The 24,552-nt window shown below is 68.5% G+C and carries 26 protein-coding genes; 8 read left to right on the top strand and 18 right to left on the bottom strand.

Annotated elements, in window-relative coordinates:
- Positions 1-19: 19 nt before the first annotated feature.
- From ACGFN2_RS31845 to ACGFN2_RS31810, 8 genes are all read right to left on the bottom strand, one after another.
- Entirely contained in the window at positions 20-1,423 is a 1,404-nt protein-coding gene (locus ACGFN2_RS31845; protein WP_393366150.1) for a hypothetical protein, read from the bottom strand.
- 37 nt (positions 1,424-1,460) lie between these two features.
- A complete protein-coding gene (locus ACGFN2_RS31840; RefSeq protein WP_393366148.1) occupies positions 1,461-2,591 on the bottom strand; it encodes a WXG100 family type VII secretion target in 1,131 nt (376 codons plus the stop codon).
- Entirely contained in the window at positions 2,591-2,923 is a 333-nt protein-coding gene (locus tag ACGFN2_RS31835) for a hypothetical protein (protein WP_393366146.1), read from the bottom strand. The genes ACGFN2_RS31840 and ACGFN2_RS31835 overlap by 1 nt, the downstream gene beginning before the upstream one ends.
- A gap of 491 nt (positions 2,924-3,414) precedes the next feature.
- Positions 3,415-4,776, bottom strand: coding sequence for a dicarboxylate/amino acid:cation symporter (locus ACGFN2_RS31830; protein WP_393366144.1), 1,362 nt, complete (start codon positions 4,774-4,776; stop codon positions 3,415-3,417).
- Between the two features lie 431 nt (positions 4,777-5,207).
- Positions 5,208-5,498 carry a DUF4229 domain-containing protein gene (locus ACGFN2_RS31825; protein ID WP_362613259.1) on the bottom strand — a complete coding sequence of 97 codons (291 nt, stop codon included), beginning with the start codon at positions 5,496-5,498 and terminating at the stop codon, positions 5,208-5,210.
- A gap of 149 nt (positions 5,499-5,647) precedes the next feature.
- Positions 5,648-6,172 (bottom strand): GNAT family N-acetyltransferase, encoded by a 525-nt coding sequence (locus ACGFN2_RS31820; RefSeq protein WP_393366141.1) that lies wholly within the window; start codon positions 6,170-6,172, stop codon positions 5,648-5,650.
- Between the two features lie 44 nt (positions 6,173-6,216).
- Complete coding sequence (gene mqnE, locus ACGFN2_RS31815) at positions 6,217-7,380, bottom strand: aminofutalosine synthase MqnE (protein ID WP_393366186.1); 1,164 nt, start codon at positions 7,378-7,380, stop codon at positions 6,217-6,219.
- Positions 7,381-7,539: 159 nt separating this feature from the next.
- Positions 7,540-7,998 (bottom strand): Lrp/AsnC family transcriptional regulator, encoded by a 459-nt coding sequence (locus tag ACGFN2_RS31810; protein WP_086716013.1) that lies wholly within the window; start codon positions 7,996-7,998, stop codon positions 7,540-7,542.
- 121 nt (positions 7,999-8,119) lie between these two features.
- On the opposite strand from ACGFN2_RS31810, the gene ACGFN2_RS31805 reads away from it, so the two are divergent.
- Positions 8,120-8,251, top strand: a complete 132-nt coding sequence (locus tag ACGFN2_RS31805) for a hypothetical protein (RefSeq protein ID WP_362609157.1) — start codon at positions 8,120-8,122, stop codon at positions 8,249-8,251.
- Here the strand turns inward: ACGFN2_RS31805 and ACGFN2_RS31800 are convergent.
- Positions 8,248-8,976 (bottom strand): UbiX family flavin prenyltransferase, encoded by a 729-nt coding sequence (locus ACGFN2_RS31800; RefSeq protein WP_393366138.1) that lies wholly within the window; start codon positions 8,974-8,976, stop codon positions 8,248-8,250. The two genes, ACGFN2_RS31805 and ACGFN2_RS31800, sit on opposite strands and share 4 nt — an antisense overlap.
- Positions 8,977-9,093: 117 nt before the next feature.
- On the opposite strand from ACGFN2_RS31800, the gene ACGFN2_RS31795 reads away from it, so the two are divergent.
- Complete coding sequence (locus tag ACGFN2_RS31795) at positions 9,094-9,687, top strand: rhomboid family intramembrane serine protease (protein WP_393366136.1); 594 nt, start codon at positions 9,094-9,096, stop codon at positions 9,685-9,687.
- Between the two features lie 102 nt (positions 9,688-9,789).
- The gene (locus tag ACGFN2_RS31790; protein ID WP_393366134.1) at positions 9,790-10,389 is read left to right on the top strand and encodes a DUF4870 domain-containing protein; all 600 of its coding nucleotides are present in this window, start codon (positions 9,790-9,792) and stop codon (positions 10,387-10,389) included.
- 31 nt (positions 10,390-10,420) lie between these two features.
- On the opposite strand, the gene mqnP is transcribed toward ACGFN2_RS31790, so the two are convergent.
- Positions 10,421-11,323 (bottom strand): menaquinone biosynthesis prenyltransferase MqnP, encoded by a 903-nt coding sequence (gene mqnP / locus ACGFN2_RS31785; RefSeq protein ID WP_393366132.1) that lies wholly within the window; start codon positions 11,321-11,323, stop codon positions 10,421-10,423.
- Positions 11,320-12,774 carry a menaquinone biosynthesis decarboxylase gene (locus tag ACGFN2_RS31780; protein ID WP_362609142.1) on the bottom strand — a complete coding sequence of 485 codons (1,455 nt, stop codon included), beginning with the start codon at positions 12,772-12,774 and terminating at the stop codon, positions 11,320-11,322. Before ACGFN2_RS31780 ends, mqnP begins: the two co-directional genes overlap by 4 nt.
- 88 nt (positions 12,775-12,862) lie before the next feature.
- On the opposite strand from ACGFN2_RS31780, the gene ACGFN2_RS31775 reads away from it, so the two are divergent.
- Together ACGFN2_RS31775 and ACGFN2_RS31770 are read left to right on the top strand one after the other, a co-directional pair.
- Positions 12,863-13,312 carry a PLD nuclease N-terminal domain-containing protein gene (locus ACGFN2_RS31775; RefSeq protein WP_393366129.1) on the top strand — a complete coding sequence of 150 codons (450 nt, stop codon included), beginning with the start codon at positions 12,863-12,865 and terminating at the stop codon, positions 13,310-13,312.
- A gap of 191 nt (positions 13,313-13,503) precedes the next feature.
- Positions 13,504-13,932, top strand: a complete 429-nt coding sequence (locus ACGFN2_RS31770; protein WP_393366184.1) for a nucleoside deaminase — start codon at positions 13,504-13,506, stop codon at positions 13,930-13,932.
- 35 nt (positions 13,933-13,967) lie between these two features.
- Here the strand turns inward: ACGFN2_RS31770 and ACGFN2_RS31765 are convergent, their stop codons facing one another.
- Positions 13,968-14,126, bottom strand: a complete 159-nt coding sequence (locus tag ACGFN2_RS31765; protein ID WP_393366127.1) for a hypothetical protein — start codon at positions 14,124-14,126, stop codon at positions 13,968-13,970.
- A gap of 375 nt (positions 14,127-14,501) precedes the next feature.
- Here ACGFN2_RS31765 and ACGFN2_RS31760 point away from each other — a divergent pair, with 375 nt between their 5' ends.
- Positions 14,502-15,896 (top strand): hypothetical protein, encoded by a 1,395-nt coding sequence (locus ACGFN2_RS31760; protein ID WP_393366125.1) that lies wholly within the window; start codon positions 14,502-14,504, stop codon positions 15,894-15,896.
- Positions 15,897-16,296: 400 nt separating this feature from the next.
- Here ACGFN2_RS31760 and ACGFN2_RS31755 read toward each other — a convergent pair whose 3' ends face one another.
- The 3 genes from ACGFN2_RS31755 to ACGFN2_RS31745 form a co-directional block, all read right to left on the bottom strand.
- The gene (locus ACGFN2_RS31755; protein ID WP_393366123.1) at positions 16,297-16,485 is read right to left on the bottom strand and encodes a hypothetical protein; all 189 of its coding nucleotides are present in this window, start codon (positions 16,483-16,485) and stop codon (positions 16,297-16,299) included.
- Between the two features lie 80 nt (positions 16,486-16,565).
- A complete protein-coding gene (locus ACGFN2_RS31750) occupies positions 16,566-16,904 on the bottom strand; it encodes a hypothetical protein (RefSeq protein ID WP_393366121.1) in 339 nt (112 codons plus the stop codon).
- The gene (locus ACGFN2_RS31745) at positions 16,901-17,122 is read right to left on the bottom strand and encodes a hypothetical protein (RefSeq protein WP_393366119.1); all 222 of its coding nucleotides are present in this window, start codon (positions 17,120-17,122) and stop codon (positions 16,901-16,903) included. Before ACGFN2_RS31745 ends, ACGFN2_RS31750 begins: the two co-directional genes overlap by 4 nt.
- Before the next feature lie 347 nt (positions 17,123-17,469).
- Between ACGFN2_RS31745 and ACGFN2_RS31740 the strand changes: the two genes are divergently transcribed.
- Positions 17,470-18,807 (top strand): sporulation protein, encoded by a 1,338-nt coding sequence (locus ACGFN2_RS31740; RefSeq protein WP_393366117.1) that lies wholly within the window; start codon positions 17,470-17,472, stop codon positions 18,805-18,807.
- Between the two features lie 6 nt (positions 18,808-18,813).
- On the opposite strand, the gene ACGFN2_RS31735 is transcribed toward ACGFN2_RS31740, so the two are convergent.
- Positions 18,814-19,734, bottom strand: a complete 921-nt coding sequence (locus ACGFN2_RS31735) for an aminoglycoside phosphotransferase family protein (RefSeq protein ID WP_393366116.1) — start codon at positions 19,732-19,734, stop codon at positions 18,814-18,816.
- A gap of 407 nt (positions 19,735-20,141) precedes the next feature.
- Here ACGFN2_RS31735 and ACGFN2_RS31730 point away from each other — a divergent pair, with 407 nt between their 5' ends.
- Positions 20,142-21,569 carry an alkaline phosphatase family protein gene (locus tag ACGFN2_RS31730; protein WP_362609137.1) on the top strand — a complete coding sequence of 476 codons (1,428 nt, stop codon included), beginning with the start codon at positions 20,142-20,144 and terminating at the stop codon, positions 21,567-21,569.
- Between the two features lie 151 nt (positions 21,570-21,720).
- Here the strand turns inward: ACGFN2_RS31730 and ccsB are convergent, their stop codons facing one another.
- Positions 21,721-22,812: a c-type cytochrome biogenesis protein CcsB gene (gene ccsB, locus ACGFN2_RS31725; protein WP_393366113.1), complete on the bottom strand. Its 1,092-nt coding sequence runs from the start codon at positions 22,810-22,812 to the stop codon at positions 21,721-21,723.
- Positions 22,809-24,551, bottom strand: coding sequence for a cytochrome c biogenesis protein ResB (locus ACGFN2_RS31720; protein ID WP_393366111.1), 1,743 nt, complete (start codon positions 24,549-24,551; stop codon positions 22,809-22,811). The genes ccsB and ACGFN2_RS31720 overlap by 4 nt, the downstream gene beginning before the upstream one ends.
- Between the last annotated feature and the right edge of the window lies 1 nt (position 24,552).

Raw genomic sequence — 24,552 nt, 5'->3', positions numbered from 1 at the left:
GGCATTCCTCGGCGGGGCCTCAGGAAGGCTCCGCCCCGTTCGAGGACGTGGCCGAGCGCAGGGCCGACGGGTACGGGGCGTTCATCGCGAGATGGCCGAGGGACAGCCCGGCGACCGCGCCGGCGGCACCGGTCACCCAGCGCCAGACACCGGTGATGTCGAAGGTCAGCAGCGCGGCACAGCCGATGAGCGCCACTGCGAGCATCAGCACGGACGGTGCCACGTAGAGCAGCCAGGCGGAGCGCGGGTCCCACAGGCGCAGGGCGCGCGGTTCGCCGTTCCCCGCGGCGGCCTTCTCGACGGAGACGCCCTCGGCGGCCATCATCCGCGCATCGTCGGCCTTGAGCATCCCGTGCATCACCCACCCGTCGTCGGACACCAGCGCCGCCGGTGTGGAGCCACCGGAGAGGCGCCCGCCACCGGCGCCGCGCCGGGCATCCCAGCACAGCCACAGATGCTGCCCCTTCAGGGAGTCGGGGACGTGCTCCTCCGTGACATCGGCCAGGAAATGCGCGGTGCGGGATGACGCGGTGACGACTTTGAGGCACTGCTCTTCAGCGGAGTCCCGCCGCCAGAGGTCGGGCCCCAGGCATTTCCCGCGCACGGCCATGTCGGCATGCCCCAGCCGGGAGAAGGAGCGGAATCCACGGCGCATGGAAAGGCCGACCAAGGAGAGGACGATTCCGGCGGCCCAGACGATGACTGCGATCCAGGTGCCGCCGGTGCCCATCGTGGCGCCCTTCAGTGCCTCGCCGAGGCTGCGCTCGTCCCCCGCGAGGGCGCCCAGTTCGGGATGCGTCGGGGCGTACAGGACCGAGAGCTTGCCTCCGGCGTGCGGACGGTCGGGCGTCTTCGGGTGGACGGTTGCCGTCGCGGGCACCCCACCCGCCTCTGGGGCGAGCCGGACGACCGCCGTGGAGGTGTAGTAGTCCTGGCCCTTGCTCGGATCGTGCAGCTCGACGTCGCTGATCTTCTCGATCGGTACGGCCGCGAACTCCGCCCCGGCGTCGACGATCCGCTGCATGCGTTCCGGCCGCTGGGGCGCCCCCATCACCAGGGCGAAAAGGGTCACCAGCACCGTGCAGACCCCGAGGTACCACGCGAGGGAACGTCCCTGCATGCCTCGGCGCGAGGGCAGCACCCGGGGCGGTGCGTCCGGTTCGGCGGCGCGGGGTCCGGACGCCTCCGTTGCCTCTGAGAACTCGGCGACGGAGATCTCGGCGTACGGCCGCCGCCCCCCTGCCGCGCGCTGGAACACGGCGATGCCGCCGACACAGGCGAGTGCGCACCCCAGCGCGACAAGAATCGCCGTCCGGCGCGGCTGTGGATCGGAGCTGAAGAGCCACAGCGGCAGGACAGCGGTGATGGCCGCCAGTCCCAGTGCGGCGAACCATGCCCCGGCCCGGCGCGGGGCTACGCCCACCCGGCGAACGTCGGGCGCGGCCCCGGTTGCGGAGTGGTCAGCCGAAGACATCTCGTACCTCGTCGGTGGCGCTCTCGTTGCGGCCCTTGGCGCCCTGCTTGGCTGCCGTCTGGCCTTCCCCGGTGCTCTTCTCCACGTCGTCGAAACCGTCCTTGCCCTCGTTGCCCGCCACGCCTCCGGCGATGGGGACGACGGTGCCCCAAGCGGTGTCCATGTTCGCCTCATGGTTCGCGGGAGTGCGGTTCTCCATCTTGATATCCCGCGCCATGCGGTCCATTTCCCTGTCGAAGCCCCGGAGCGAGCCGCCGACCCCGCCTGCCGCACCACCGGTGACGGCGGTGATCGCGGTCTGCCGCCCGTTGAGGTCCTCGCCCTTGCGAACGGAGTCCAGGTAATCGCCGGTGACGCCGCCGGCCGCACCGCCCACCGCACCGCTGACGAAATCGCCACGGCCGAGAGCCGTCGCGACCTTTCCCGCTCCGGCACCGACGGACGCACCGCCGAGACCGCCCATGAGGTTCGTGCCCCACTCCGGCCCCTTGCCGGAGAGGAGGCTGGTGGCCACGCCGCCGGCCGTGCCGCTCGCCGTGTTCACCGCAAACCCTTCCATGGCTTTGATGCCGCTCTGCACCATCTGCGGCCTGAGGTAACGCGCGCCCTTGATCCCCCGATACGTCCGGGCGATGAGCCTCAGCATCCTGCCCAACTTACCGGCCGCGTCCAGGGCTCGCTTGGCCAGCATCGCCACACGGGCCGTACCGACCGCGGCGGAGACACCGAGCGTCAGGAAAGACATGCCGATCGAGACACCGACGGAGATCCCGATCTCGATGTAGATGTCCTCGATTTCCTCATTGACCTCTTCAATGGATTTCGCAGCCTTCTCAAGACCCTCGGCTGCTTCATCGAAATTCACGGTCACCTGGTCGACGGCCTTTTTGCACTGGTTCCAGTGCTCCTGGAAAGCGTCGGCGGCTTCGCCCCGCCAGCTGTTTCCCACCGCGGCGTTGACCTGCTTGTCCAGAGCGCCGAAGATACGGTCGGCCTCGGATTTCAGGTGGCGCCACTGCTTGGCGGCCTCCCTCAGTTCATCCGGCCGGCCACCCGGATGAACGATCTCGATTCCGAGTTCTACGATCTCCTCGGCTACGGACTCGTCCCCGCTCATCACTTACCCCCGTCGTGTTCCCCGAAGAGCGCCCCGACGCCCTGATCATTGACCTCCGTGTTCTTACCGACCTGCTTCAACGCGGCCCCGATCTCGTCGAGATGGGTGTATACGGCCTTCATCGCGCTGGCCACATCCGCGGAGTACTCGATGTACGCCGAGGTCACCTCTTCCGACTCGGTCAGGACGCCGAAGCCGTCGGTGATCGCCTCCTCGCCGGTTTCCGCAGTGAACTTCTGGAGAGTTTTCTCCAGGTCGTAGGAGTGTTGCTCAAAGCTGCGAGCCAGCTTCACCAGCTCGCCATGGTCGACATATGACTCCTTGTCAGCCACTTGCACAGCCCCTTCCCCGTTGGATCGACGCACTCTGAGACATGCTTTCGCTACCACGCCAGCTTAAGCGCACGCGGCTTGCAGTCCGGAAGCCTTGAGGGTGCATCAATTAGCGAAGAGCCCGTACGCGATGCCCCGACCTCACATATGCAACGCGTTGCACTGATAGCCGAACACAGCGCACTTCATACCCAAAGGTACGTATAGCAGTGACAAGTTCAGGTAAAGCGCATACCAGCATGGAATTAACGGAGCGTACTTCTGGGGATGTTGGCCGTGATGCGTCGGCGGGGGCGTCGATCCGTTCGATGATCCGCCCTGCCGGTTCCGTGTGACCGCCGGAAACCGAGGGGAACGGCTTCCGGCCCTGAGCCCTGGCCGGCAACGGCAACGACCGGCCGGTGCGCCACCGGCCGGTCGTCACGCCGCGATGCACCGGCGAAAGGTCCGTCTGTCTCTGCTGCTTACCTCACGAATCCGGTGGCCGACACCTACGCCGCAGCCGCCACCGCCACCGCCCCCTTCTCGTCCGTCCCCTCGGCACCGGCCGGCTCCGGGCTGATGCTCCGCGCGCTGTTGTAGGCCTCGCGGTCGAGGATCTTCTCCCGGGCGGAGACGAGGATCGGGATGACCGACTGGCCGGCCACATTGGTGGCGGTGCGCATCATGTCCAGGATGGGGTCGATGGCCATCAGCAGGCCGACGCCCTCCAAGGGCAGGCCCAGCGTGGAGAGGGTCAGCGTCAGCATGACCGTGGCGCCGGTCAGGCCGGCGGTGGCGGCGGAGCCGATGACGGAGACGAAGGCGATCAGGAGGTAGTCGCCGATGCCCAGGTGGACGCCGAAGATCTGGGCGATGAAGATCGCGGCGATCGCCGGGTAGATCGAGGCGCAGCCGTCCATCTTGGTCGTCGAGCCGAACGGCACCGCGAAGGAGGCGTACTCGCGGGGCACGCCGAGGCGCTCGGTGACCTGCTGGGTGACCGGCATGGTGCCGACCGACGAGCGGGAGACGAAGGCCAGCTGGATGGCGGGCCAGGCGCCGCGGAAGAACTGGAGCGGGTTGACCTTGGCGACGGTCGACAGCAGCAGCGGGTAGACGCCGAAGAGGACGAGCGCGCAGCCGACGTAGATGTCGACGGTGAAGGTCGCGTACTTGCCGATGAGGTTCCAGCCGTACGTCGCGATGGCGTTGCCGATGAGGCCGACGGTGCCGAGCGGGGCGAGGCGGATGACCCACCACAGGGCCTTCTGGAGCAGTTCGAGGACCGAGCGGCTGATCGTGAGGACCGGCTCGGCCTTCTCGCCGAGCTGCAGGGCCGCGATACCGGCGACGGCGGCCATGAAGACGATCTGGAGGACGTTCAGCTCGGTGAACGGCGTGATGATGTCGGTGGGGACGATGCCGGTCAGGAAGTCGATCCAGGAGCCGGCCTCGTCGGGGGCCTTGCCGTCCTTGGGGGTCAGGCCGGTGCCCGCGCCGGGGTTGCTGAGCAGGCCGATCGCCAGGCCGATCGCGACCGCGATCAGCGAGGTGACCATGAACCACAGCAGGGTGCGGGAGGCGAGCCGGGCGGCGTTGTTGACCTGCCGCAGGTTGGTGATCGACACCAGGATCGCGAAGAAGACCAGCGGCGCGACGGCCAGCTTCAGCAGCTGGACGAAGAGGTCGCCGACGTGCTGGAGCGTGGTGGTGAGCCAGCCGACGTCACCGCTCTTGGCGACCCAGCCGAGCAGCACGCCCAGGGCGAGCCCGGTCAGGATCTGCACCCAGAACGGGACCTTGGGTATGCGGGAGGACTTGGGGGGCCGGGGGGCCTGTGCGGACTCGGCGGTCTCGGCAGACGTGGACAACGGACACACTCCGGGGACAGGTAAAGGCGTCGGGGGACGGCGAAAAGAAGCGCCGGGAACTCGAGCGGCTGCGGAGCAGCAGCGTGCGGGCCTCTCCCGCCCGGAGGGGTGGGGAGAAGGGTCTCCAGCCGCTGGAGGAGCTGAGGTCAGCGGCGGCAACAGGCCGCGGACATACAGCGGCAGAGATCGACATGCAGGCGCGCCACGAGCGAGGTGCTCATGGGGGACGGAGGCGCGGCTGCTGTCTTCATGGCAGGTACGTTAACACTTGAACTTTGAGGAACCCAAAGAAAATCTTTGGGTTCGCCGGGGGCCGCGCACCGGACACTCCGTCAGAAACGCGACCGGCGCCCGGCCGTGGAACGAAGTCCACGGCGCGGGCGCCGGTCGCGAGGAAGCGGCTGTGAGGCGTCTTACACCAGGTCCGGGCCTTACTTCAGGCCGTCCTCCTGGCCGGCGCTGGCCGCGAGGCGCTCCCGCTGGCGGTCGACCTTGACGGCGATCTGCTCGGACATCGCGTCCCGCTGCTTGCGCAGCAGCACGAAGCTGAGCGGCGCGGAGATCACGATGGCGAGCAGCAGCATCCAGACTGTGTTGGCGGAGCCGATCGCGAGCGGAATGACATGCAGGTACGCCAGCAGCCACACCACGGCGAACGAGGCGACGAAGAGGCCGATCCGAAGGGCGGTGTAGCGGAGCGTGGCGAAGTTGTGGCTACTCACGGATGGGACCTTCTCCTCAACGGCAACCTAAAGGGTCTGCATCCAGTCAAGCACAGCGCTTCGGGCGATCTTCGCGGCCCCCGGCACGGCCGCCCCCGCACCGCCCCACGCCACCCCGCGCACGGGCTCGGCGGCCGCCCCGGCCCCCGTCAGCCCAGATCCAGCCACATGGTGATGTCGTCGCGGTAGTCGTCGTCGGCCACCCGGATCGCGCCGGGCACCCGGCCGACCTCCCGGTAGCCGCAGGCCTCGTAGAAGGGGCGGGCACCGGAGCCGCCGCGGCAGGTGAGGCGGAGGGCGGCGACGCCCTCGACGGAGCGGGCGGCGTCGGCGACCGCGGCCATCAGCCGACGGCCGGCGCCCTTGCCCTGGAGGTCCGGGTGGACCATCACGGTGTAGACCCACAGCCAGTGCCGCATCAGCCGGTGATCATTGGCGGTGAGGAACGCCGTGGCCATGACCCGGCCGTCCGCGTCACGGCCGGCCACCAGGCGCTGGCGGCCCTCGGCCATCGCCGTCAGATGCTTGAGCAGGTCCGGACGGACATCCTCGGGCGTCACCGGCGGGACGAAGCCGACCGCGCCGCCGGCGTTGGACACATCGACCCACAACGCGCATATTCCGTCACGGAGTTCGGGGGTGAGGGAAGGGTCCAGGTCGAAACGCACGTTCATGACCCGGACCCTAACGCTCCCCGGCGACGGGGTTCCGCCGCAGGTCAGACGCGCATCGGCTGCGGCGACTCGCGGCGGTCCGGGTCCGGGCCCGGGTACTCGCGGATGGCCTCGTAGCGGGTGTTGCGCTCGACGGGGCGGAAGCCGGCGTCGCGGATCAGCTCCAGCAGGTCCTCACGGGTCAGCTTGTTGGGCGTGCCGTAGTTGTCCGCGTCGTGCGTGATCTTGTACTCGACGACCGAGCCGTCCATGTCGTCCGCGCCGTGCTGGAGGGCGAGCTGCGTGGTCTGGAGACCGTGCATGACCCAGAAGCACTTGATGTGCGGGACGTTGTCGAAGAGCAGGCGGGAGACCGCGAAGGTCTTCAGGGCCTCCGCGCCGGTCGCCATCGTCGTCCGGGCCTGGAGCTTGTTGCGGACCTTGCCGTCCTGCATGTCGACGAAGTCGTGCTGGTAGCGCAGCGGGATGAAGACCTGGAAGCCGCCGGTCTCGTCCTGCAGCTCACGCAGCCGCAGCACGTGGTCGACGCGGTGGCGGGGCTCCTCGATGTGCCCGTAGAGCATCGTCGAGGGGGTCTTGAGGCCCTTCTCGTGCGCGAGGCGGTGGATGCGCGACCAGTCTTCCCAGTGGGTGCGGTGGTCGACGATGTGCTGCCGGACCTCCCAGTCGAAGATCTCGGCGCCGCCGCCGGTCAGCGACTCCAGCCCGGCGTCGATCAGCTCGTCGAGGATCTCGGAGGCGGAGAGCCCGGAGATGGTCTCGAAGTGGTGGATCTCGGTGGCGGTGAAGGCCTTGAGGGAGACGTTCGGCAGCGCCTTCTTCAGCTCGCTGAGCGAACGCGGGTAGTAGCGCCACGGCAGGTTGGGGTGGAGCCCGTTGACGATGTGCAGCTCGGTGAGGTTGTCGTTCTCCATCGCCTTGGCGAGGCGGACGGCCTCCTCGATGCGCATCGTGTACGCGTCCTTCTCGCCCGGCTTGCGCTGGAAGGAGCAGTAGGCGCACGACGCGGTGCACACGTTCGTCATGTTGAGGTGGCGGTTGACGTTGAAGTGGACGACGTCGCCGTTCTTGCGGGTGCGCACCTCGTGGGCGAGACCGCCCAGCCATGCCAGATCGTCGGACTCGTAGAGGGCGATACCGTCCTCGCGGGTCAGCCGCTCCCCGGCGTGGACCTTCGCCTCCAGCTCGCGCTTGAGGCCCACATCCATCGACGCAGCCATCCGGTCGCCTCCCAGTCTCTGCCTACTCGGTGCCGTTCCTTCGGAGCCGGAAACGGGCTTCACCGAGCGTACTCCCCCGTATCAGAGGCGGACGGGGCCCCCTGGCGCGCCCGTCCGCTCCGCTGTGTGCCGCCGGCGACCGGTGGCCTATTCGGCCTCTTCGGGCAGTTCGCCGACGCGGTTCTCCCACTTGGTGGAGAGCACGATGGTGGTACGCGTACGGGAGACGCCCTTGGTGCCGGACAGCCGCCGGATGGTGCGCTCCAGACCGTCCACGTCACCCACCCGCACCTTGAGCATGTACGAGTCGTCGCCGGCGATGAACCAGCAGTCCTCGATCTCCTCCAGGTCGCGCAGCCGCTGCGCGACGTCCTCGTGGTCGGTGGCGTCCGACAGCGAGATGCCCACCAGCGCCGTGACACCGAGGCCGAGCGAGGCGGCGTCGACGGTCGCGCGGTAGCCGGTGATCACGCCGGCCGCTTCGAGGCGGTTGATCCGGTCCGTGACGCTGGGCCCGGAGAGGCCGACGAGCCGGCCGAGCTCCGCGTACGAGGCGCGCCCGTTCTCGCGAAGTGCCTGGATGAGCTGCCTATCCACCGCGTCCATGCCCTCAAGCCTTCCAATCTTTACGCATTTTCCGGTTCTGCATGTAGAATCTAAGGCATACAGGGCTTCAACCCTGCGAATCTTTCAGCCGATCACAGACGATCTCACAGGAGCTGTCACCGTGTACTCGATCGAGATGGCCTACGCCCGCATGCGCGAGCTGCAGGACCAGGCCAATCGTTCACGTGCCCACCGGTCCGCGGAACCGCGGAACCGGCGCCTCTTCGGCCGCGCCGCGGCGAAGAAGCGCTAAGGAGCCTCCGGGGCCTCCTCCGCTTCCTTGGAGCCGCCCCGCAGCTCCCCCTCCCAGCGCCGGTACAGCCCGTGCGGCACCTCGGCCGCATCGAGCGCCCGGCCCGCGACGAAGTCCACCAGATCCTGGATGTGCGTCGCCCCCGCGTAGAACGCCGGTGAGGCGGGCAGCACCACGGCGCCCGCCTCGTCCAGCGTCACCAGATGCTTCAGCGTCGGACCGTTCAACGGCGTCTCGCGCACCGCGACCACCAGCCGCCGCCGCTCCTTGAGCGTCACGCTCGCCACCCGCTGCAGCAGATCCTTCGAGAGCCCGAGCGCCACCCCGGCCACACACGCCGTGCTCGCCGGGACGATCAGCATCCCCTGCACCGGATACGAGCCCGACGAGGGCCCGGCCGCCAGATCCCCGGCCGGCCAGTACCGCACCTCCGCCAGGGCCGCCTCCGTCACCGGGAAGGTCGACGGCTTGCCATCGGCGCCGCGCGCCAGCCATTCCCGCAGGTCGGCGCGCCAGTGAGCGTCCCGGAAGGCGATCCCCGTCTCGTCCAGGAGGGTCAGCCGCGAGGCCCGGCTGACGATCAGGTCCACCGCCTCCCCGGCGGCGAGCAGCCCGCGCAGGACGGACGCGGCATACGGCGTCCCGGACGCGCCGGAGATGCCCACGACCCACGGACGGCGTCGGCCGGGGCCCTGCTTACTGGTGTCGTTGTGCGGCGGCTCCACGCATCGAGCCTATCCGGCGGAACCATCGACCCCCTCACGGCCGTTCCTCCTTGTGCGCCCCTCGCGCAGCTCCGCCGGGGGCCGCCCCACCGGGGGACGAGAAAGGGACGGCCGGAGATGACCTCACGCGCGAAGCCCGCGATCATTCTGATGCTGGGCTGGGTGGCCCTGCTCTGGCTGCTGGAGGGCGTCGACTTCGCCACCGGCGGCGCGCTGGACACCTTCGGGATCACCCCGCGGGACCCGGCCGAGCTGGTGGACGTGGTGCCCGCCGCCTTCCTGCACTTCGGCTTCGGCCATCTCGTGGCGAACACCCTGCCGTTGCTGCTGCTCGGCCTGGTCGCCGCGCTGCGCAGCGGCGTGCGCCGCTTCACCGCCGTCACCCTGCTGATCATCCTCACCAGCGGCCTGGGCGTCTGGCTCACGGCCGCGCCGGACAGCAACACCGCGGGCGCCTCCGGTGTGGTCTTCGGCCTCTTCGGCTACCTCCTGGTGCGCGGCTTCATCGAGCGCAAGCTCCTCGACATCGGCATCGGCCTGGTGGTGGGCGTGGTCTACGGCTCGATCCTGTGGGGCGCGCTGCCGACCGACAGCGGCATCAGCTGGCAGGGCCATCTCTTCGGGCTGATAGGCGGGGTGCTGGCGGCCTTCGCCTTCCGGGTGCGGGCGCCCGGCCACCTGACCGCCGCCGCTGTCCGCCCCATCACGTAGCCTCAGGCCGAACGAGAGCCACGGGGCCCTACTGACAGCCCCGCGGCGCGCGCCACGCAACGGCCACGCGCGCGCCACACAGCAGCTACGGGGGAACAGCGCATGTCCGAATACCACCAGCCCGGCTACGGCCCGTCGCCCGGCGGACCGCAACAGCCGTACGGGCCCCCGCAGCAGGGCTGGCCCGGTGCCCCGGGCGGCGGCTACGGCTACCCCGGCGCACCGCAGCCCGGCGGCCACGGCTACGGCAGCCACCCGCCCGCGCCCTCGTCGGGCCCCGCGATGTGGTCCCACCTCGGCGCACTGCTGACCGTCACGGCGGGCACGATGATGTGCTGCGGCCTGGGCGCCTTCCTCGGCTGGATCTACCCGCTGTCCCTGCGCGGCAACGAACGCCACAAGCACGACCCGTACGTCCGCCACCACGCCACCCAGGCGCTCAACTACGGCATCACGCAGGCCATCATGGCGGCCCTCGGAGTGGTGCTGTACTTCTCCAGCGCCCTCATATTCGCCGCGGCCGCCACGGAACAGCAGCGCAACAGCGCCGGCCTCGCGGTCCCGCTGCTGACCATCATCGTCATCTTCGGCTCCTACGCCCTGTCCGGCGTCGTCTGCGCGGTCATCGGCACGGTCAAGGCCACCCGCGGCGAACTCTGGACCTACCCGCGCCTGATCGCCTGGCCCCTCAGCAAGGGCTGACCGCCGGGCCCGGCCGCCGCCGGGCCCGAGCTCAGACCGCCAGCCCCCGCACCATCAGATCCAGCAGCGCGCACACGAAGAGCGCGATCCCGATGAAGCCGTTGACCTGGAAGAAGGCCCGGTTCAGCCGGGTCAGGTCGTGCGGCTTGACGATCGTGTGCTCGTACAGGAACGCCGCGGCCACGATCACCAGGCCCAGCCAGAGGAACACCCCCGCGCCGGTCGCCACCGCGTACCAGGCGAAGAGCGCCGTCGTGACGAGGTGACAGCCGCGCGCGCCCCAGATCGCGGCCGGGATGCCGAAGCGGGCCGGGACCGAGCGCACGCCGATCTCGCGGTCGGTCTCCACGTCCTGGCAGGCGTAGATCAGGTCGAAGCCGCCGATCCAGATGCCGACCGCGAGGCCGAGGATCACCGCCTCCCAGGACCAGGTCGCGCTGATCGCGAGCCAGGCACCGACCGGTCCCATCGCCTGGGCCAGGCCGAGGATCGCCTGCGGGAAGTTGGTGAAGCGCTTGCCGTACGGATAGACCACCATCGGCACCACCGCGACCGGCGCGAGCGCCAGGCACAGCGGGTTGAGCAGGGCCGCGGCGCCCAGGAAGACGACGAGCGCGATGAGCGCCCCCGTCCAGGCGGACTTCACCGAGACCGCGCCGGTGACCAGCTCCCGCCCCGCGGTGCGCGGGTTACGGGCGTCGATCTCGCGGTCGATGATGCGGTTCGCGGCCATCGCGAAGGTGCGCAGGCCGACCATGGCGACGGTGACCAGGAGCAGCGGGCCCCACTGGACGCGCCCGCCGCCCTCGTACATCGCGGTCAGCGCGGCGATGTAGGCGAAGGGCAGCGCGAAGACCGAGTGCTCGATCATCACCAGGCGCAGGAAGGCCTTGGTGCGGCCGGGCTGCGGGACGGCTGCGGATGCGCTGCTCACGAGAGGCCGTACTCCTTCCAGCGGCGGTCGACCAGCGCCGCCGTGCGCGGGTCGGACTCGACCATCTCGGGCCAGCCCCCGTCCCTCGTATAGCCCTCCTCGGGCCACTTCTTCGTCGCGTCGATACCCGCCTTACCGCCCCAGAACTGCTGGTAGGAGGCGTGGTCGAGGTGGTCGACCGGGCCCTCGACGACGGTGAGGTCGCGGGCGTAGTCGGTGTTGCCCAGCGCCCGCCAGGACACCTCGTGGAGGTTGTGCACATCGCAGTCCGCGTCCACGACCACGATCAGTTTGGTCAGCGACATCATGTGCGCCCCCCAGATGGCGTGCATGACCTTCTGCGCGTGCTTGGGGTACTTCTTGTCGATCGAGACGATCGCGCAGTTGTGGAAGCCGCCGGACTCGGGGAGGTGGTAGTCCACGATGTCCGGGACGATGATCTTGAGCAGGGGGAGGAAGAAGCGCTCCGTCGCCCGGCCCAGCGGCCCGTCCTCCGTCGGCGGGCGCCCCACGACGATCGACTGGAGCAGCGGCCGCTTACGCATCGTCACACAGTCGATGGTCAGCGCCGGGAACGGCTCCTGCGGCGTGTAGAAACCGGTGTGGTCGCCGAACGGGCCCTCCGGCAGCATCTCGCCGGGCTCCAGCCAGCCCTCGATGACGACCTCGGCGTTCGCCGGGACCTGGAGCGGGACGGTCTTGCAGTCGACCATCTCGATCCGCTTGCCCTGGAGGAAGCCCGCGAAGAGGTACTCGTCGATGTCCCCGGGCAGCGGCGCGGTCGAGGCGTACGTGACGGCCGGCGGGCAGCCGAAGGCGATGGCGACCGGCAGCTTCTCCCCGCGTTTGGCGGCGACCTGGTAGTGGTTGCGGCTGTCCTTGTGGATCTGCCAGTGCATCCCGATGGTGCGCTTGTCGTGGCGCTGGAGGCGGTAGAGACCGAGATTCCGCACCCCGGTCTCCGGGTGCTTGGTGTGCGTCAGCCCCAGGTTGAAGAACGAGCCGCCGTCCTCGGGCCAGGTGAACAGCGCGGGGAGCCGGTCCAGGTCGACGTCCTCGCCGCGGAGCACGACCTCCTGGACGGGCGCTTCCTTGACCTTCTTCGGCGGGACGTGCGTCATCCCGGCGAGCTTCCCGAACGCCTCGCGGACGCCGACGAAACCGTGCGGCAGCTCCGGCTTGAGCAGCCCGCCGATCTTGCCGCTGATGTCCTCGTACGCCTTGAGGTCGAGCGCCTTGAGGAGCCGGCGGTCGGTGCCGTAGACGTTCATGGCGAGCGGCATCGCCGAGCCCTTGACGTTCTCGAAGAGCAGCGCCGGACCGCCGGACTTCTGCACCCGGTCCACGATCTCGCCGACTTCCAGATAGGGGTCGACCTCGGCCTTGATGCGCTTGAGATCGCCTTCCCGCTCAAGGGCGCGCAGGAACGAGCGAAGATCGTCGTAAGCCATGCGGTCCAGTATCGGGCACGCACTACCCTGGACGGGTCACCGGGCCCCGTCGAGGGCCCGCCGTCGCGCGCAGGGAGCCCGTTCCGCAATGCTCAGGTATCTCCCGTTCCTCCTGGTGCTGGCACTGTGGATCTACGCGTTCATCGACTGCCTGAACACCCCCGAGTCGAAGGTGCGCGGTCTGCCCAAGGTGGTCTGGGTCCTGATCATCCTGCTCTTCGGCGAGGTGCTGGTCGGCCCCGTCGCATGGCTGGTGGCGGGCAAGCAGCGGCAGCCGGCGGCCGGCGGCGGCACACTGTCGGAGCGGCACCGCAACCGCCGGAGGACGTTCGTCGCGCCAGACGACAACCCCGAGTTCCTCGCGTCCCTCAAGAAGGACACCGCGAAGGATGAGCCGAAGGACGAGCCGAAGGACGAGGCACTGCTCAAGGACTGGGAGGCGGATCTGCGCCGCCGCGAGGAGGAGCTGCGCCGCAAGGAGGGTGGGCCGGGCGACACCGGTGGCCCGGAGGGACCCCAGCCGCCCGCCCAGGGCTGAGGCGCCGCGCCGCCACGAGCGGCGGCCCCGTCCAGCACCCGCCGTTCCCCCTCACTCCGGCGTACCGTGAGCTCATGGACCGTACGCAGGACTGGGGGCAGGACCGCGACGAGCTCCGGCTGCACGGGAGTGTCGACGGCCACAGCGATCCGGCCGGGCACCCCGACCATGTGCAGGAGCAGGCCCGCGCCATGCTGGCGGCGGCGGTCGCCGAGGCACGCGCCGGCCTGGCCGAGGGCGGCATCCCGGTCGGCGCGGCCCTCTACGCCCCGGACGGCTCCCTGCTGGGCCGCGGCCACAACCGCCGCGTCCAGGACGACGACCCCACCCTGCACGCCGAGACGGCCGCCTTCCGCGCGGCCGGGCGTCTGCGCAGCTACCGCGGCACGACGATGGTCACCACCCTCTCCCCCTGCTGGTACTGCAGCGGCCTGGTCCGCCAGTTCGGCATCTCCCGGGTGGTCATCGGCGAGGCCCGCACCTTCCACGGCGGCCACGACTGGCTGGCCCGCCACGGCGTACGGATCGTCCTGCTGGACGACCCGGAGTGCGCGGCGATGATGCGGGACTTCATCGGGCAGCGGCCGGAGCTGTGGCGGGAGGACATCGGGGTGGAGTGAAGTGGGCGGGGCGGATCGCCCGCCGCTGAGGCCCGTCAGGGACGCGTGCGCACGTCCTCCCGTACCACCCTGACCGCCTCATGCGGCAACCGCGCGACCTGGAGGAGCTGTTGCAGATCGCAGACGACCACGACATCACCTTGCACGGGCAGGCCAATCGGCGCGATCTCGCCGACTCCGATCGTCCATGCCACCCGCGTCACCCTCGGCACCGACCAACGCCCGCTGATTCTCGACGAACTCCGTGCCGACGCCGACCGCACCCAACTCACCTACCGCATCACCGCCGACAGCCCCACACGCTCCACGCCGTCTGAGCCCACGCTCCGGCCAACTGTCGAAACTGTCTCTTCTTACTCAAGGCGGCTCAGCCCCCGGACGGGCCTGCGCTCTTGTCTCCGCCCCGCACCAGCGCCGGCCAGCGCCCGTGCCACGCACCAAGCATGCTTAGAGCTGAACCTCCGCTGGCAATCAGGCAGGTCATAGGAGGCCAGTAGTACGGCTACCAGCTCGGCAACGAAGGCGCCAACCCCATGGCAGCGCTCTCTAGGTCGTGGCATCGTGGATCAATGCTTCGCAGAATCTTCAAGAGTGCCAGCGTTGACCAGCACCCTACCGACGCCATCGGATTGCTCACCGAGAAACTTCCGGCAACTTATCAAGCGACGATCAGACCGCTAATCAAGCGTCAATCAGAGCTCTTTGGCCTGCCCGAATCGACCTTCAAGAATCGCGATCCAGGCTCGGCACCCAGCTATCGGTTCGAAGACGAACCAATCGACTCCGAGGTATTCACTTTCGGAAGCGTTTTGATCATCGTGAACATCCACGAGGCAACCCGCCCTCGACGCAGCCGCAACGAAAATGGGGAGCTCGTAACTACCGAAGAGAAAGAGAGCTACGTCACAGTCACATACGCCATCCCTTCCGCCGAAAATCCGGATACATCCGAGTTCGAAGGACACCTCTCCCAGGTTTGGCCAGGAATCAATCTGACTGAGCAGCGAGACAGAATTCGGCGTCTTCGCGAGATTGAAAACGGGAAACCCAACAACACCGAAGCCCCTACCGCTGAGGACTTGAGGGCAGCCGAGACCCTATCCGAGAAGCCGGCAAGGATGCTCGCAATCGCCATCAAATCCGCAAGCGGTCTACTCCTCGGCCATGCCGCGAAGCAAATTCCACCCAAAGAACGCAGCAGAATTGACGATCTCGTGCAGAAGCTAATTGACAGAGGATTGGTAGACACCGAGGTAGTTGTAATTTGCCGAGAAACATCAGCACAGATAAATCGCCTCCCCTCCGCAGACTCCTTCGAACAGCTCGATGGCACGGGCCTGAAATGCGCATGCGGCAGACGCCTCTCGGCCGAAAGGCAGGAGAAGGCTCTCAGCATTACCGACTTTGGCCGCCTAATGCTGGATGGCAATCGCTGGCTATCCGTTCTGGTACTTCAGAAGCTCATCGACCTCGGAGTCCCAATTTCAAACATTAGAATGGAGCAGGTCTATTCCGGCGAAGAGGTCGACTGCATCGCGGAAATCTATGGCCGAATTGCACTCTTTGAACTCAAGGACAAAGAATTCAACAGAGGGAACGCATACTCATTCGGCGCCAAGATTGGGATCTTCCAACCAGACATCCCTGTGGTAGTAACCACGGAAAAAGTTGGCGGTGACGCCCGCGATCACTTTGTGGCGCGTTCAGCCGGCTCAAGCAGGAACAGGCGGAGGCCATACGGAGGCCCCCTTGACGGTGAGAGCGTCATGTTCATTGAAGGTCTGGATAATTTGACCGACGGACTTGAATCTGTCGTATCTGAAATTGCCAAGTCAGCACTTGCACCTTCATTGAGTAGCGCTCTAGAATTCGCAAACCCCAGCCCTTCCTCCCTATTGTCCGCATGGTCAGGGGGGCCGATCTCTATTAGGCCGCCAGAATCCTCAGACGCCAAGGAATCATAGATCGCACATTCTGCTGGGCATTCATCCACTCCCGCTGCCACCAGCACATCGCCAGCTCAGTCGCCGCCCGCGTCGCATGTCGCCAGCCGGCCAAGTAGTCCACCCCGCGCACCCACAGGACCGCGCCAGGGTCCAAGTCATCACCGTCTAATACGCCGTCCCCGATGCCGTCCATTCCTCAAGTCCCTTTCCCCACAAGCTGGCTGAGCACTGCCCCTGCCGGGCCACGCCACAGGAGGACACAACGAGGGCCCCGGTACCGTTAGCACCGGGGTTCGTGTTCGTTTGGGAGCGATCCCCTACCGGACCGCCCCGCGCCCGCCAGGGTTTGAGGGTGGTCCGGCGTCATGTCTGCGGTTTTGCGCGCAACGCGTCCGGCCGGTCGCAAGCCGGCCAGGCGTCAGAAGCGTTGTCGGCCGCCGGGGTACTGGATCGCTTTGCGGCACTCCGGCGCATCGTCGGGCACGGGCTCTTGGTCGAGCGCATGGCAGAGCGCAGCGTGGACCCGCTCCGCCTCAGCTACGGTCAGCCGCAGCGGAGCAGTTGCGACCGGGTCCCCATGGCGGGTGATCTGGAGCGTCAGCGCCATCTCTCCGTGTGGTCCACGGTTCACGGACTTGCTCGCTACCGGTGCGATCTCCCATCCCGGGGTCTCCCGTGTGGTCCGGCTCATCCGCTTGTCCCGCTGGCAGATGTCGGCAGCTCGTCCCACTCGGCATCGTCGTCCTCGGGTTCGGGCAGCCGTCCGCCTCGGCTCTCAGCCACCCTCAGCGCATCCCGAAGTGCCTCGCACAACCGAGCGCTCAGGAAGCGGAGTTCCACGGCGCTGACCTTCTGGTTTTTGAGCATCATTGCCGCGTGGTCGAGCAGCTCAACTCCCGTTTCGAGCTGGATCTCTTCCATTTCGTCGGCGAGCCGCGAGAGAGAGCTGTCTCCATCGTCGGTCGACAGGTAAGAGCGCTGTCCGGCCGGACCGGACCAAGGTAGGAGACGCAGGTTGGCGCTCACGATGCCACCGCCATCCACGGCGAGTCGTACAGCGAGCCGGCACAGCGGCCAGCGTCCGTCTGGCGCTGCATCTGCTGCTCGTGGGCAACGAGGTAGGGGCGGACGGGCTGAACGTCCTCGCCGCGGATCAAGCCCCAGACGTACAGGTCAGGGGCCCGCTGCACGCTGAGGCTCATGGTCGGCGTGTCCACGCAGCCCACCACTGGGCTCGTCCCCACCGCGCGATGGTGCCCGGGAGCGGGCAGTAAGACTTTCAGCAGCCACTCGAAAACCTCGCCGATATGGTTCCGCATGTCGACCTGCTTCCATCAGGTTGGCCATGCCCCGGGGTGCCGTCACGCACCGCCGGGGTGTCTTGTCTCGACAGTCAACGACGGTCTTTGGCCAAGAGGCAGTGTTCATAAGGGGGTTCACGTGCACACAAGGGGTTCGCGGTATCGCTCCAGGGGGTTCGCGATGAACCCTCCCGGCCAGCACCTGGTGTGACACCATGAACACTTGACGTGACGCCCGGGGGTGTACGCAGAACGTGCGCAGAGAACCGAACCGTAGGTTGGCCGCAGTCATGGCAGAGGCCGGAGCCTCGAACAAGGGACTGGCCAAGCGGGTACGTGAGATCGCGCAGCGGCACGGCGAACATCTCGGTACGACGCACGTGGCCGTTCAGCGATGGCTGGACGGGAGAGGTATCCAGCGGCAGACAGCCCTATTCGTCGCGGAGGCGCTGAGCGACAAGTTGCGGCGGAGGGTCACCCCGCAAGATCTGGGATTCCCCGGTGCCGCGCCGGCTCCCACTCCCACGGTCGGCATGGGCTACGCCGGTTCGCTCGCCGAGGCGCTGAGTGCTCTGGACGGCCTTACGCGCCAGCGTCCAGAAGACGGGCCGTCGGGCGAGCCGCAGCTCCCGGACGTCGATGTGCACTCAGCCGCCCTCTCGTGGCTCGTCTCCCGCCCGGAAGGTGTGCCGAACGATGTTCCCGCCGCCCGTCGGGTCGGCATGCGTGACGTCGCTGCGATCCGGACCGCAGCAGGGTTCTTCATGCAACTGGACTTCCAGTTCGGCGGCGGACACGCGCATAAGGCGTTCCGGCACTACTTCCGGGAAGACGTGCTGCCTCTGCTGGGAGCCAGCTACAGCACCAAGGTGGGTGAGGCGCTGTTCCAGGCCGCAACGGAGATGTCACAGCTTCTCGCCTGGACCGCGTACGACAGCGGAAACCATGCCCTTGCCGACCGCTACATGCTGTCGACACTGCGGCTGACCCAGGTGGCGGGCGACCGCATGATGGGCGCGCGCATCCTGGCCAACATGAGCCACCAGGCCAACTACCTGGGCCAGGTGCCCCGGGCTCTGACGCTGGCCCGCGCATCGGTGGAAGGTGGCAAGGCCGCCTCCACACCCCGTGCGATGGCGCTGTTCTCCGCCCATGAGGCACGCGCCCTGTCGACAGCGCAGGACCACAAGGGTGCTGTCCGCGCGATGAGCGAGGCAGAGAGGTTTTTCGAGCGTGCCGACAGCGCAGACGATCCCGAATGGCTCTCGTACATGGATAAAGCCGAGCTGATCGGGGAATTCTGCCACTGTTTCTGCGATCTCGGACAGGGCACCGAGGCCGTCCACTTCGCCGAACGCGCTGTCGAACTCACTGACCCCAAATACGCCCGTACGCTCGGGTTCTGCCGCATGGTGCTCGCGCAGAGCCAACTGCTCAACGGCGACCTTGACGCCGCCGTGACGACTGCCGGCCTTGCTGTCGAAGCCGGGGATGCTCTGGAGTCGGCTCGGTTCCAGCGGTACGTGGGCGACTTCCAACGTGAGGTGTCCGCGTACGGGACGCACCCTGCCGTTCAGCAGTTCAGCGGGCAGGTGCGGGACACGATGAACCAGCTGGACGACGAGTAGCCGAGGTCACCCCGGACTCCAGTCGCGCGGTGCGTCCTCGTTCCGGAGCGAGGAGATTCGGCGGGCGTACTCCGCAGCCGTCTCGGCGCTCTCGGACACGTTCTGCATAAGCCATGTCGTCATGTTGAATTCCTGCACTGCGCGGAGGGTGGAGAAGCCCGACCACGTACGGAGATCCCTCCCATACGCGCCGACGAAGGCGCCGTACTGTTCTTTGGTCTGCCATCCCAGGCTGTGGTGCTCGGTGGCGGTGACCATCAGGTCCCACTCGGGGTGGTCGAAGCTGAACCGCTCCAGATCGATCAGGATCACCTGATCATTCCGGTCCACCATCAGGTTCTGCACGTGAGCGTCCCCGTGTATAGGCCCCTTCTCGGACTCGAACCGAAGGTCCGCCACACGGTCCCGCAACTCACACGCGCGCTTCCGCAGGAACGCCCGGTCATCCTCCGGTATGTCGACCGCCGCGTTGATCCGTCGGTCAGTCCGGTCCAGGACGGGGTACGGAGGCAGGTTCAGCGTGTCCGGCAGGCTGAGCGAGTGCAGATCACGGAGGGCCGCACCCAGCTCTCCGTACGTCGCCTTGCGGGCCCCCTCCTCAATCAGGTGCCAGAAGGTCACCGGATGGCCGTCGACAACCATGGGCTGCTCCAGGTCGTCGACCACGCGCGTCACGGGGAAGCCCTCATGCGACAGCCAGCGCGAAACCTGGACCTCGCCCCGGGCCGATTCCAGGTATTCCGTAGAACGGGCGATCCGCACCACCACTGGGCGGGAAGACAGCCGGAACAGCGCGTTCTCTCCAAAGCGGATCAGGTGCGCTCCGTCAGCGTCGAGCCCCGCCCGCCGACACGCCGCGGCCAGCACCTGTACAGCGTCGGCCGAGGTGAACCTCTCGCCTGTAATCCGCTCAGCGTCAGACGGCATGCCCGTATCCACTCCCTCAGTACCGCCGCCCCGGTAGCGCAGACCGCCGGGACAGGCGGCGATCGGTAAGAGACGTCAAGGCGACCGTACCCGGGCGGTGTCGGCAGACACCGCCGCGGCCGCCGCGCTGCTGCCCCGGGAGCGTCCCTACCCGGCACCCGGGGGAACTCCGGGCCTGAGCCGCGTGTCCTGAAGAGGCTTGGTAAACACGTAGTTGCGGGTGGCGCGCGGTCCGTCGGGCGCTGCTTCGTGTGGCGTACGGGTCGTAGCGAGGTCCGGCCAACTGAGCGCCGTTCACAGCCAATTGATGCATCGTTCAGCAACCTCCCCCTGCCCGGGGAACTCAGCCGCCGCCACAGTCATGTCGGCCCACGGAGGGCTCCCGCGACTCAGGGAGAGTGGCACATATGCCTGACATGACCCGACGCAGACTCCTCGGCTCCGCGGCCGGCGCGGTCGGCGGCGCCGCCGCGCTGTCGCTGCTGCCGCCCAGCGTCCAGAAGGCCGTCGCCGCCGGACCCGCACGTCACGGCTCGCTGCACGATGTCGAGCACGTCGTGATGCTGATGCAGGAGAACCGCTCGTTCGACCACTACTTCGGCACCCTGCGGGGCGTCCGTGGCTTCGCCGACCCGGACGCGCTGACGCTGCCGGACGGCCGGTCGGTCTTCCATCAGCCGGACGCGCAGAACCCGGACGGCTATCTGCTGCCGTTCCGCCTGAACACGCACACCTCCAGCGCGCAGGCGATCCCCTCCACCAGCCATGCCTGGTCGGTGCAGCACGAGGCGTGGAACGGCGGGAAGATGGACCGCTGGCTGCCCGCGCACCGCAAGGCCGACGGCGTCAACGGGCCGTACGTGATGGGCTATCACACCCGCGCCGACATCCCCTTCCAGTTCGCCCTGGCGGAGACCTTCACGCTCTGCGACAACTACTTCTGCTCGGTCTTCGGCCCGACCTGGCCCAACCGGCTGTACTGGATGACCGGCACCCTCGACCCGGGCGGCACCCTGGGCGGGCCGGTGCTGAACAACACCGCGCCGCGGCCGTACCGCTGGACGACCTACGCCGAGCGGCTGGAGGCGGCGGGCATCAGCTGGAAGGTGTACCAGGAGGAGGACGACTACGGCTGCAATCTCCTGGAGCAGTTCCAGACGTTCCGGGACGCCAAGCCCGGGGAGCCGCTCTACGAGCGGGGGATGCGGGCGCAGCCGGCCGGCACCTTCGAGGACGACGCCCGCGCCGACCGGCTGCCGGCGGTGTCCTGGCTGATCCCGACCAGCCATCAGTCGGAGCATCCGGACTATCTGCCGGCCGCCGGTGCCGACTACGTCGCGAAGAAGATCGAGGCGATCGCGTCCAACCGGAAGGTGTGGGCCAAGACGGTCTTCATCCTCAATTACGACGAGAACGACGGGCTCTTCGACCATGTGCCGCCGCCGGTGCCGCCCGCGGGGACGAAGGACGAGTTCGTCCGGGGCCTGCCGATCGGCGGCGGTTTCCGGGTGCCGTGTCTGATCGTGTCGCCGTGGACGGTGGGCGGCTGGGCCGCGGGCGACGCCTTCGACCACACCTCGGTGCTGCAGTTCCTGGAGCGCTGGACGGGCGTGGCGGAGCCGAACATCAGTGACTGGCGGCGGTCCGCCTTCGGCGATCTGACCTCGGCGTTCGGCTTCCGCCACCGGGTGCGGCGCCCGCCGCGGCTGCCGGACGACACCGCCGAGCAGCTGGCGGAGGCGCAGTGGGAGGTGGCGAACCTGCCGAAGCCGACGCTGCCGGGCGGCGGTCAGCGGGCCCCGCGCCAGGAGCGCGGACGGCGCAGGCGGCGCTGAGGGGGTGCGGGCCGGGACACGGCGGTGCCGCAGGGGCGCCCCGTACAACGGCTGTGCCGTACGGGCGGCCCCTGGGCGAGGCGGTCCCGTACGGCACCGGGGTGGCGGTGTGCACCGCCGCGTGGCACCTGGGGTGCCCGGACTGCGGCGGTCAGACCCCCGCGTACGAGTGCAGGCCCGTCACGAAGATGTTCACGCCGTAGTAGTTGAACAGGTAGCAGACGATGGCGATCAGGCCGAGCCAGGCGGCCTTGCGGCCCTTCCAGCCGGCGGTGGCGCGGGCGTGCAGGTAGCAGGCGTAGGCGACCCAGGTGATGAAGGACCAGACCTCCTTGGGGTCCCAGCCCCAGTAGCGGCCCCAGGCGGCCTCGGCCCAGATGGCGCCCGCAATGATGGTGAACGTCCACAGCGGGAAGAAGGTGGCGTTGATGCGGTAGGCCAGCTTGTCCAGCGACGCGGCCGAGGGCAGCCGCTCCAGCACCGAGGTGGCGAAGGCCCCCGGCTGCTTGCCCGTCGGGTCGGCGAGCTTGGCCTCGTGGCGGTCGCGGAAGAGGAACAGCAGGGTGGCGACGGCACCGATATAGAACGCCGCGCCGCAGAGAATCGCGCAGCTGACGTGAATCCACAGCCAGTACGAGTGCAGCGCGGGCACCAGCTGGTCGCTGGCGGTGTAGAGCACCGAGACGGCCAGACCGAGGTCCAGCAGGACGGTGGTGACCAGCGGGAGCCCGATCCAGCGGACGTTCTTCTTGAGCACGAGCAGCAGCAGGAAGAGGCCCACCGCGACCGCGGCGAAGGTGGTGGAGAACTCGTACATGTTGCCCCAGGGGGCACGCTGCACGGACAGGGCGCGGGTGACGACGCCGGCCACGTGCAGCCCCCAGGCCAGCACGGTCAGCGAGATGGCGATCCGTCCGTAGAGGTCGCCCTTCTCGCTGCCGCCCGCGGCGCCCGGCCCGTCGGGGACGTCGCGGCTGCCGGCGACGGACCGGGTGACGACCTTGGGGCGCTCCAGTACGGCGGTTCCGGCGGAGCCGCTCGCACCGGACCGGGCGGACGCCGTCGCGGGCGCCTTCGCCTGGACGGTCAGGGCGGCGGCGGTGCGGCCGACCTTGCTGCGGCTGCCGAACACCCACTCGGCCATGTGGGCGAGGAAGGCGAGTGTGTAGACCGCCATCGCCGAATAGACCAGCAGGTTGCTGTTGTGCGCCATTGTCTCGTTGGCTGCGGCAGCGAGGTTCACGCGCGCGCTCCTTCAGAGGGGTCAGCAGGTCCGTCAGAGTCAGTGGGCTCCGCGGGGTCTTCGGGGTCGGGGGCGTCGCCGGCGGCCGCGGCGAGCGGGGCGTCAGGTTCCAGCGCCAGCGCGAGTTCGGCGAGTTCCTCCGGCAGCCGGGCCGACTCGCTGCGGCCGAGGCCGGCCAGCTCGACGACGGTGCGGCCGTCGGTGTCCGTCTCGGCGCGTACCCACACCCGGCGCCGCTGGATGAACAGCGAACCGGCCAGGCCGATCAGGGCGGCGGCCGCGCCGGTCAGGGCGAGGCCGTTGCCGGGCTGGTGGCTGATCTTGAAGCTGGCCCAGCTCTTGATGCCGGTGAACTTGATGCTGCCGTCGCCGCCGGGGAGCTTCATGGTCTCGCCGGGCAGCATCATCTTGGCGACCGGGGCGCCCTTGTCCTTGTACTGCTTGAGGCGCTTCTTGTCGAGCTGGTAGACGTTCTGCGGCAGCCCGGAGCCGACGCCCAGGTCACCGTGGTAGGCGGTGAGCGTCAGCACGGGGTAGTCCAGCGCGGGGAACTGGGAGAACATCGAGCCGGAGCCCTTGCCGCCGAAGGTCGGCACGAAGAAGCCCTGGAAGCCGAGCTGGTTGGGCTTGCCGTCCTCGGTCTGCGCGCCGGGCACCTTCACCACGCCGGTCGAGGTGAAGTTCTTGGGGTCCTGCGGGAGGAAGGGCACCGCGCCCTTGTAGACGACCTTGCCGCGGCCGTCCTTGACGGTGACCTCCGGCGAGTAGCCGTGCGAGAGCAGGTAGACCTTGGAGCCGGCGATGTCGAGGGGGGTGTTCACCTCGATCGCGGTCTTGTGCTCCTTGCCGTCCGCGCCGGAGAAGTACCTGATGTGGGCGCGGAAGACCCGCGGGGTGCCCTTCTGCGGGCCGGTCCGCTCGTAGGTCGCCTCGAACTTGTCGAGGGTGAAGCCGAAGGGCTCCAGGGTGTCGGTGTCGAAGAAGGCACCGGACTTGAAGTCGTCGTACTGGGTGAGGCTGTTGGCGAAGCCGTCGCCCTCGGTGATCAGCTTGCCGCCCTCGGACTTCCACAGGCTGCCGACGGCGAACGCCACCAGCATCACGATCAGCGCGAGGTGGAAGACGAGGTTGCCGACCTCCCGCAGATAGCCCTTCTCGGCGGCGACGGCGGTGCCGTCCCGGTGGGCGCGGAACCGCCGCTTCTTCAGCATCCGCTGTGCCGCCCCGAGGACCTCCTCGGGCGCCGCGGCGGTGTGCCAGGTGGTGTAGGCGGGCAGCCGGGTCAGCCGGCGCGGGGCGGCCGGCGGGCGGCCGCGGAGCTGTCCGACGAACTGCCAGCTGCGCGGCACGATGCAGCCGATCAGCGAGATGAACAGCAGCAGGTAGATCGCCGAGAACCACACCGAGCTGTAGACGTGGAACATCCCGAGCGCGTCGTAGAGGTCGGCGAGGGTGGTGTGCTGGGCCTTGAACTGGTCGACCTTGACCGGGTCGATGCTGGTCTGCGGGATCAGCGAGCCGGGGATGGCGCCGATCGACAGCAGGAAGAGCAGCAGCAGCGCGACCCGCATCGAGGTCAGCTGCCGCCAGAACCAGCGCGCCCAGCCGAGGGGGCCGAGCGAGGGGAGGGTGACGTCCTCCGTGGGCGCGGTCGAGAGCTGGGACCCGGCCGCGCCGAGATCGCTGCCCGCGTCGGCCGCGGGGCCCTCGTCGCGGGGGGTGCCGGTCTTGGTGGACATC

Origin of the sequence: Streptomyces sp. NPDC048612 (genome assembly GCF_043199295.1) — a bacterium.
GTDB lineage: Bacteria > Actinomycetota > Actinomycetes > Streptomycetales > Streptomycetaceae > Streptomyces.
Note: the sequence above shows the minus strand (reverse complement) of the source record. Positions and strands in the feature narration are given on the sequence as shown.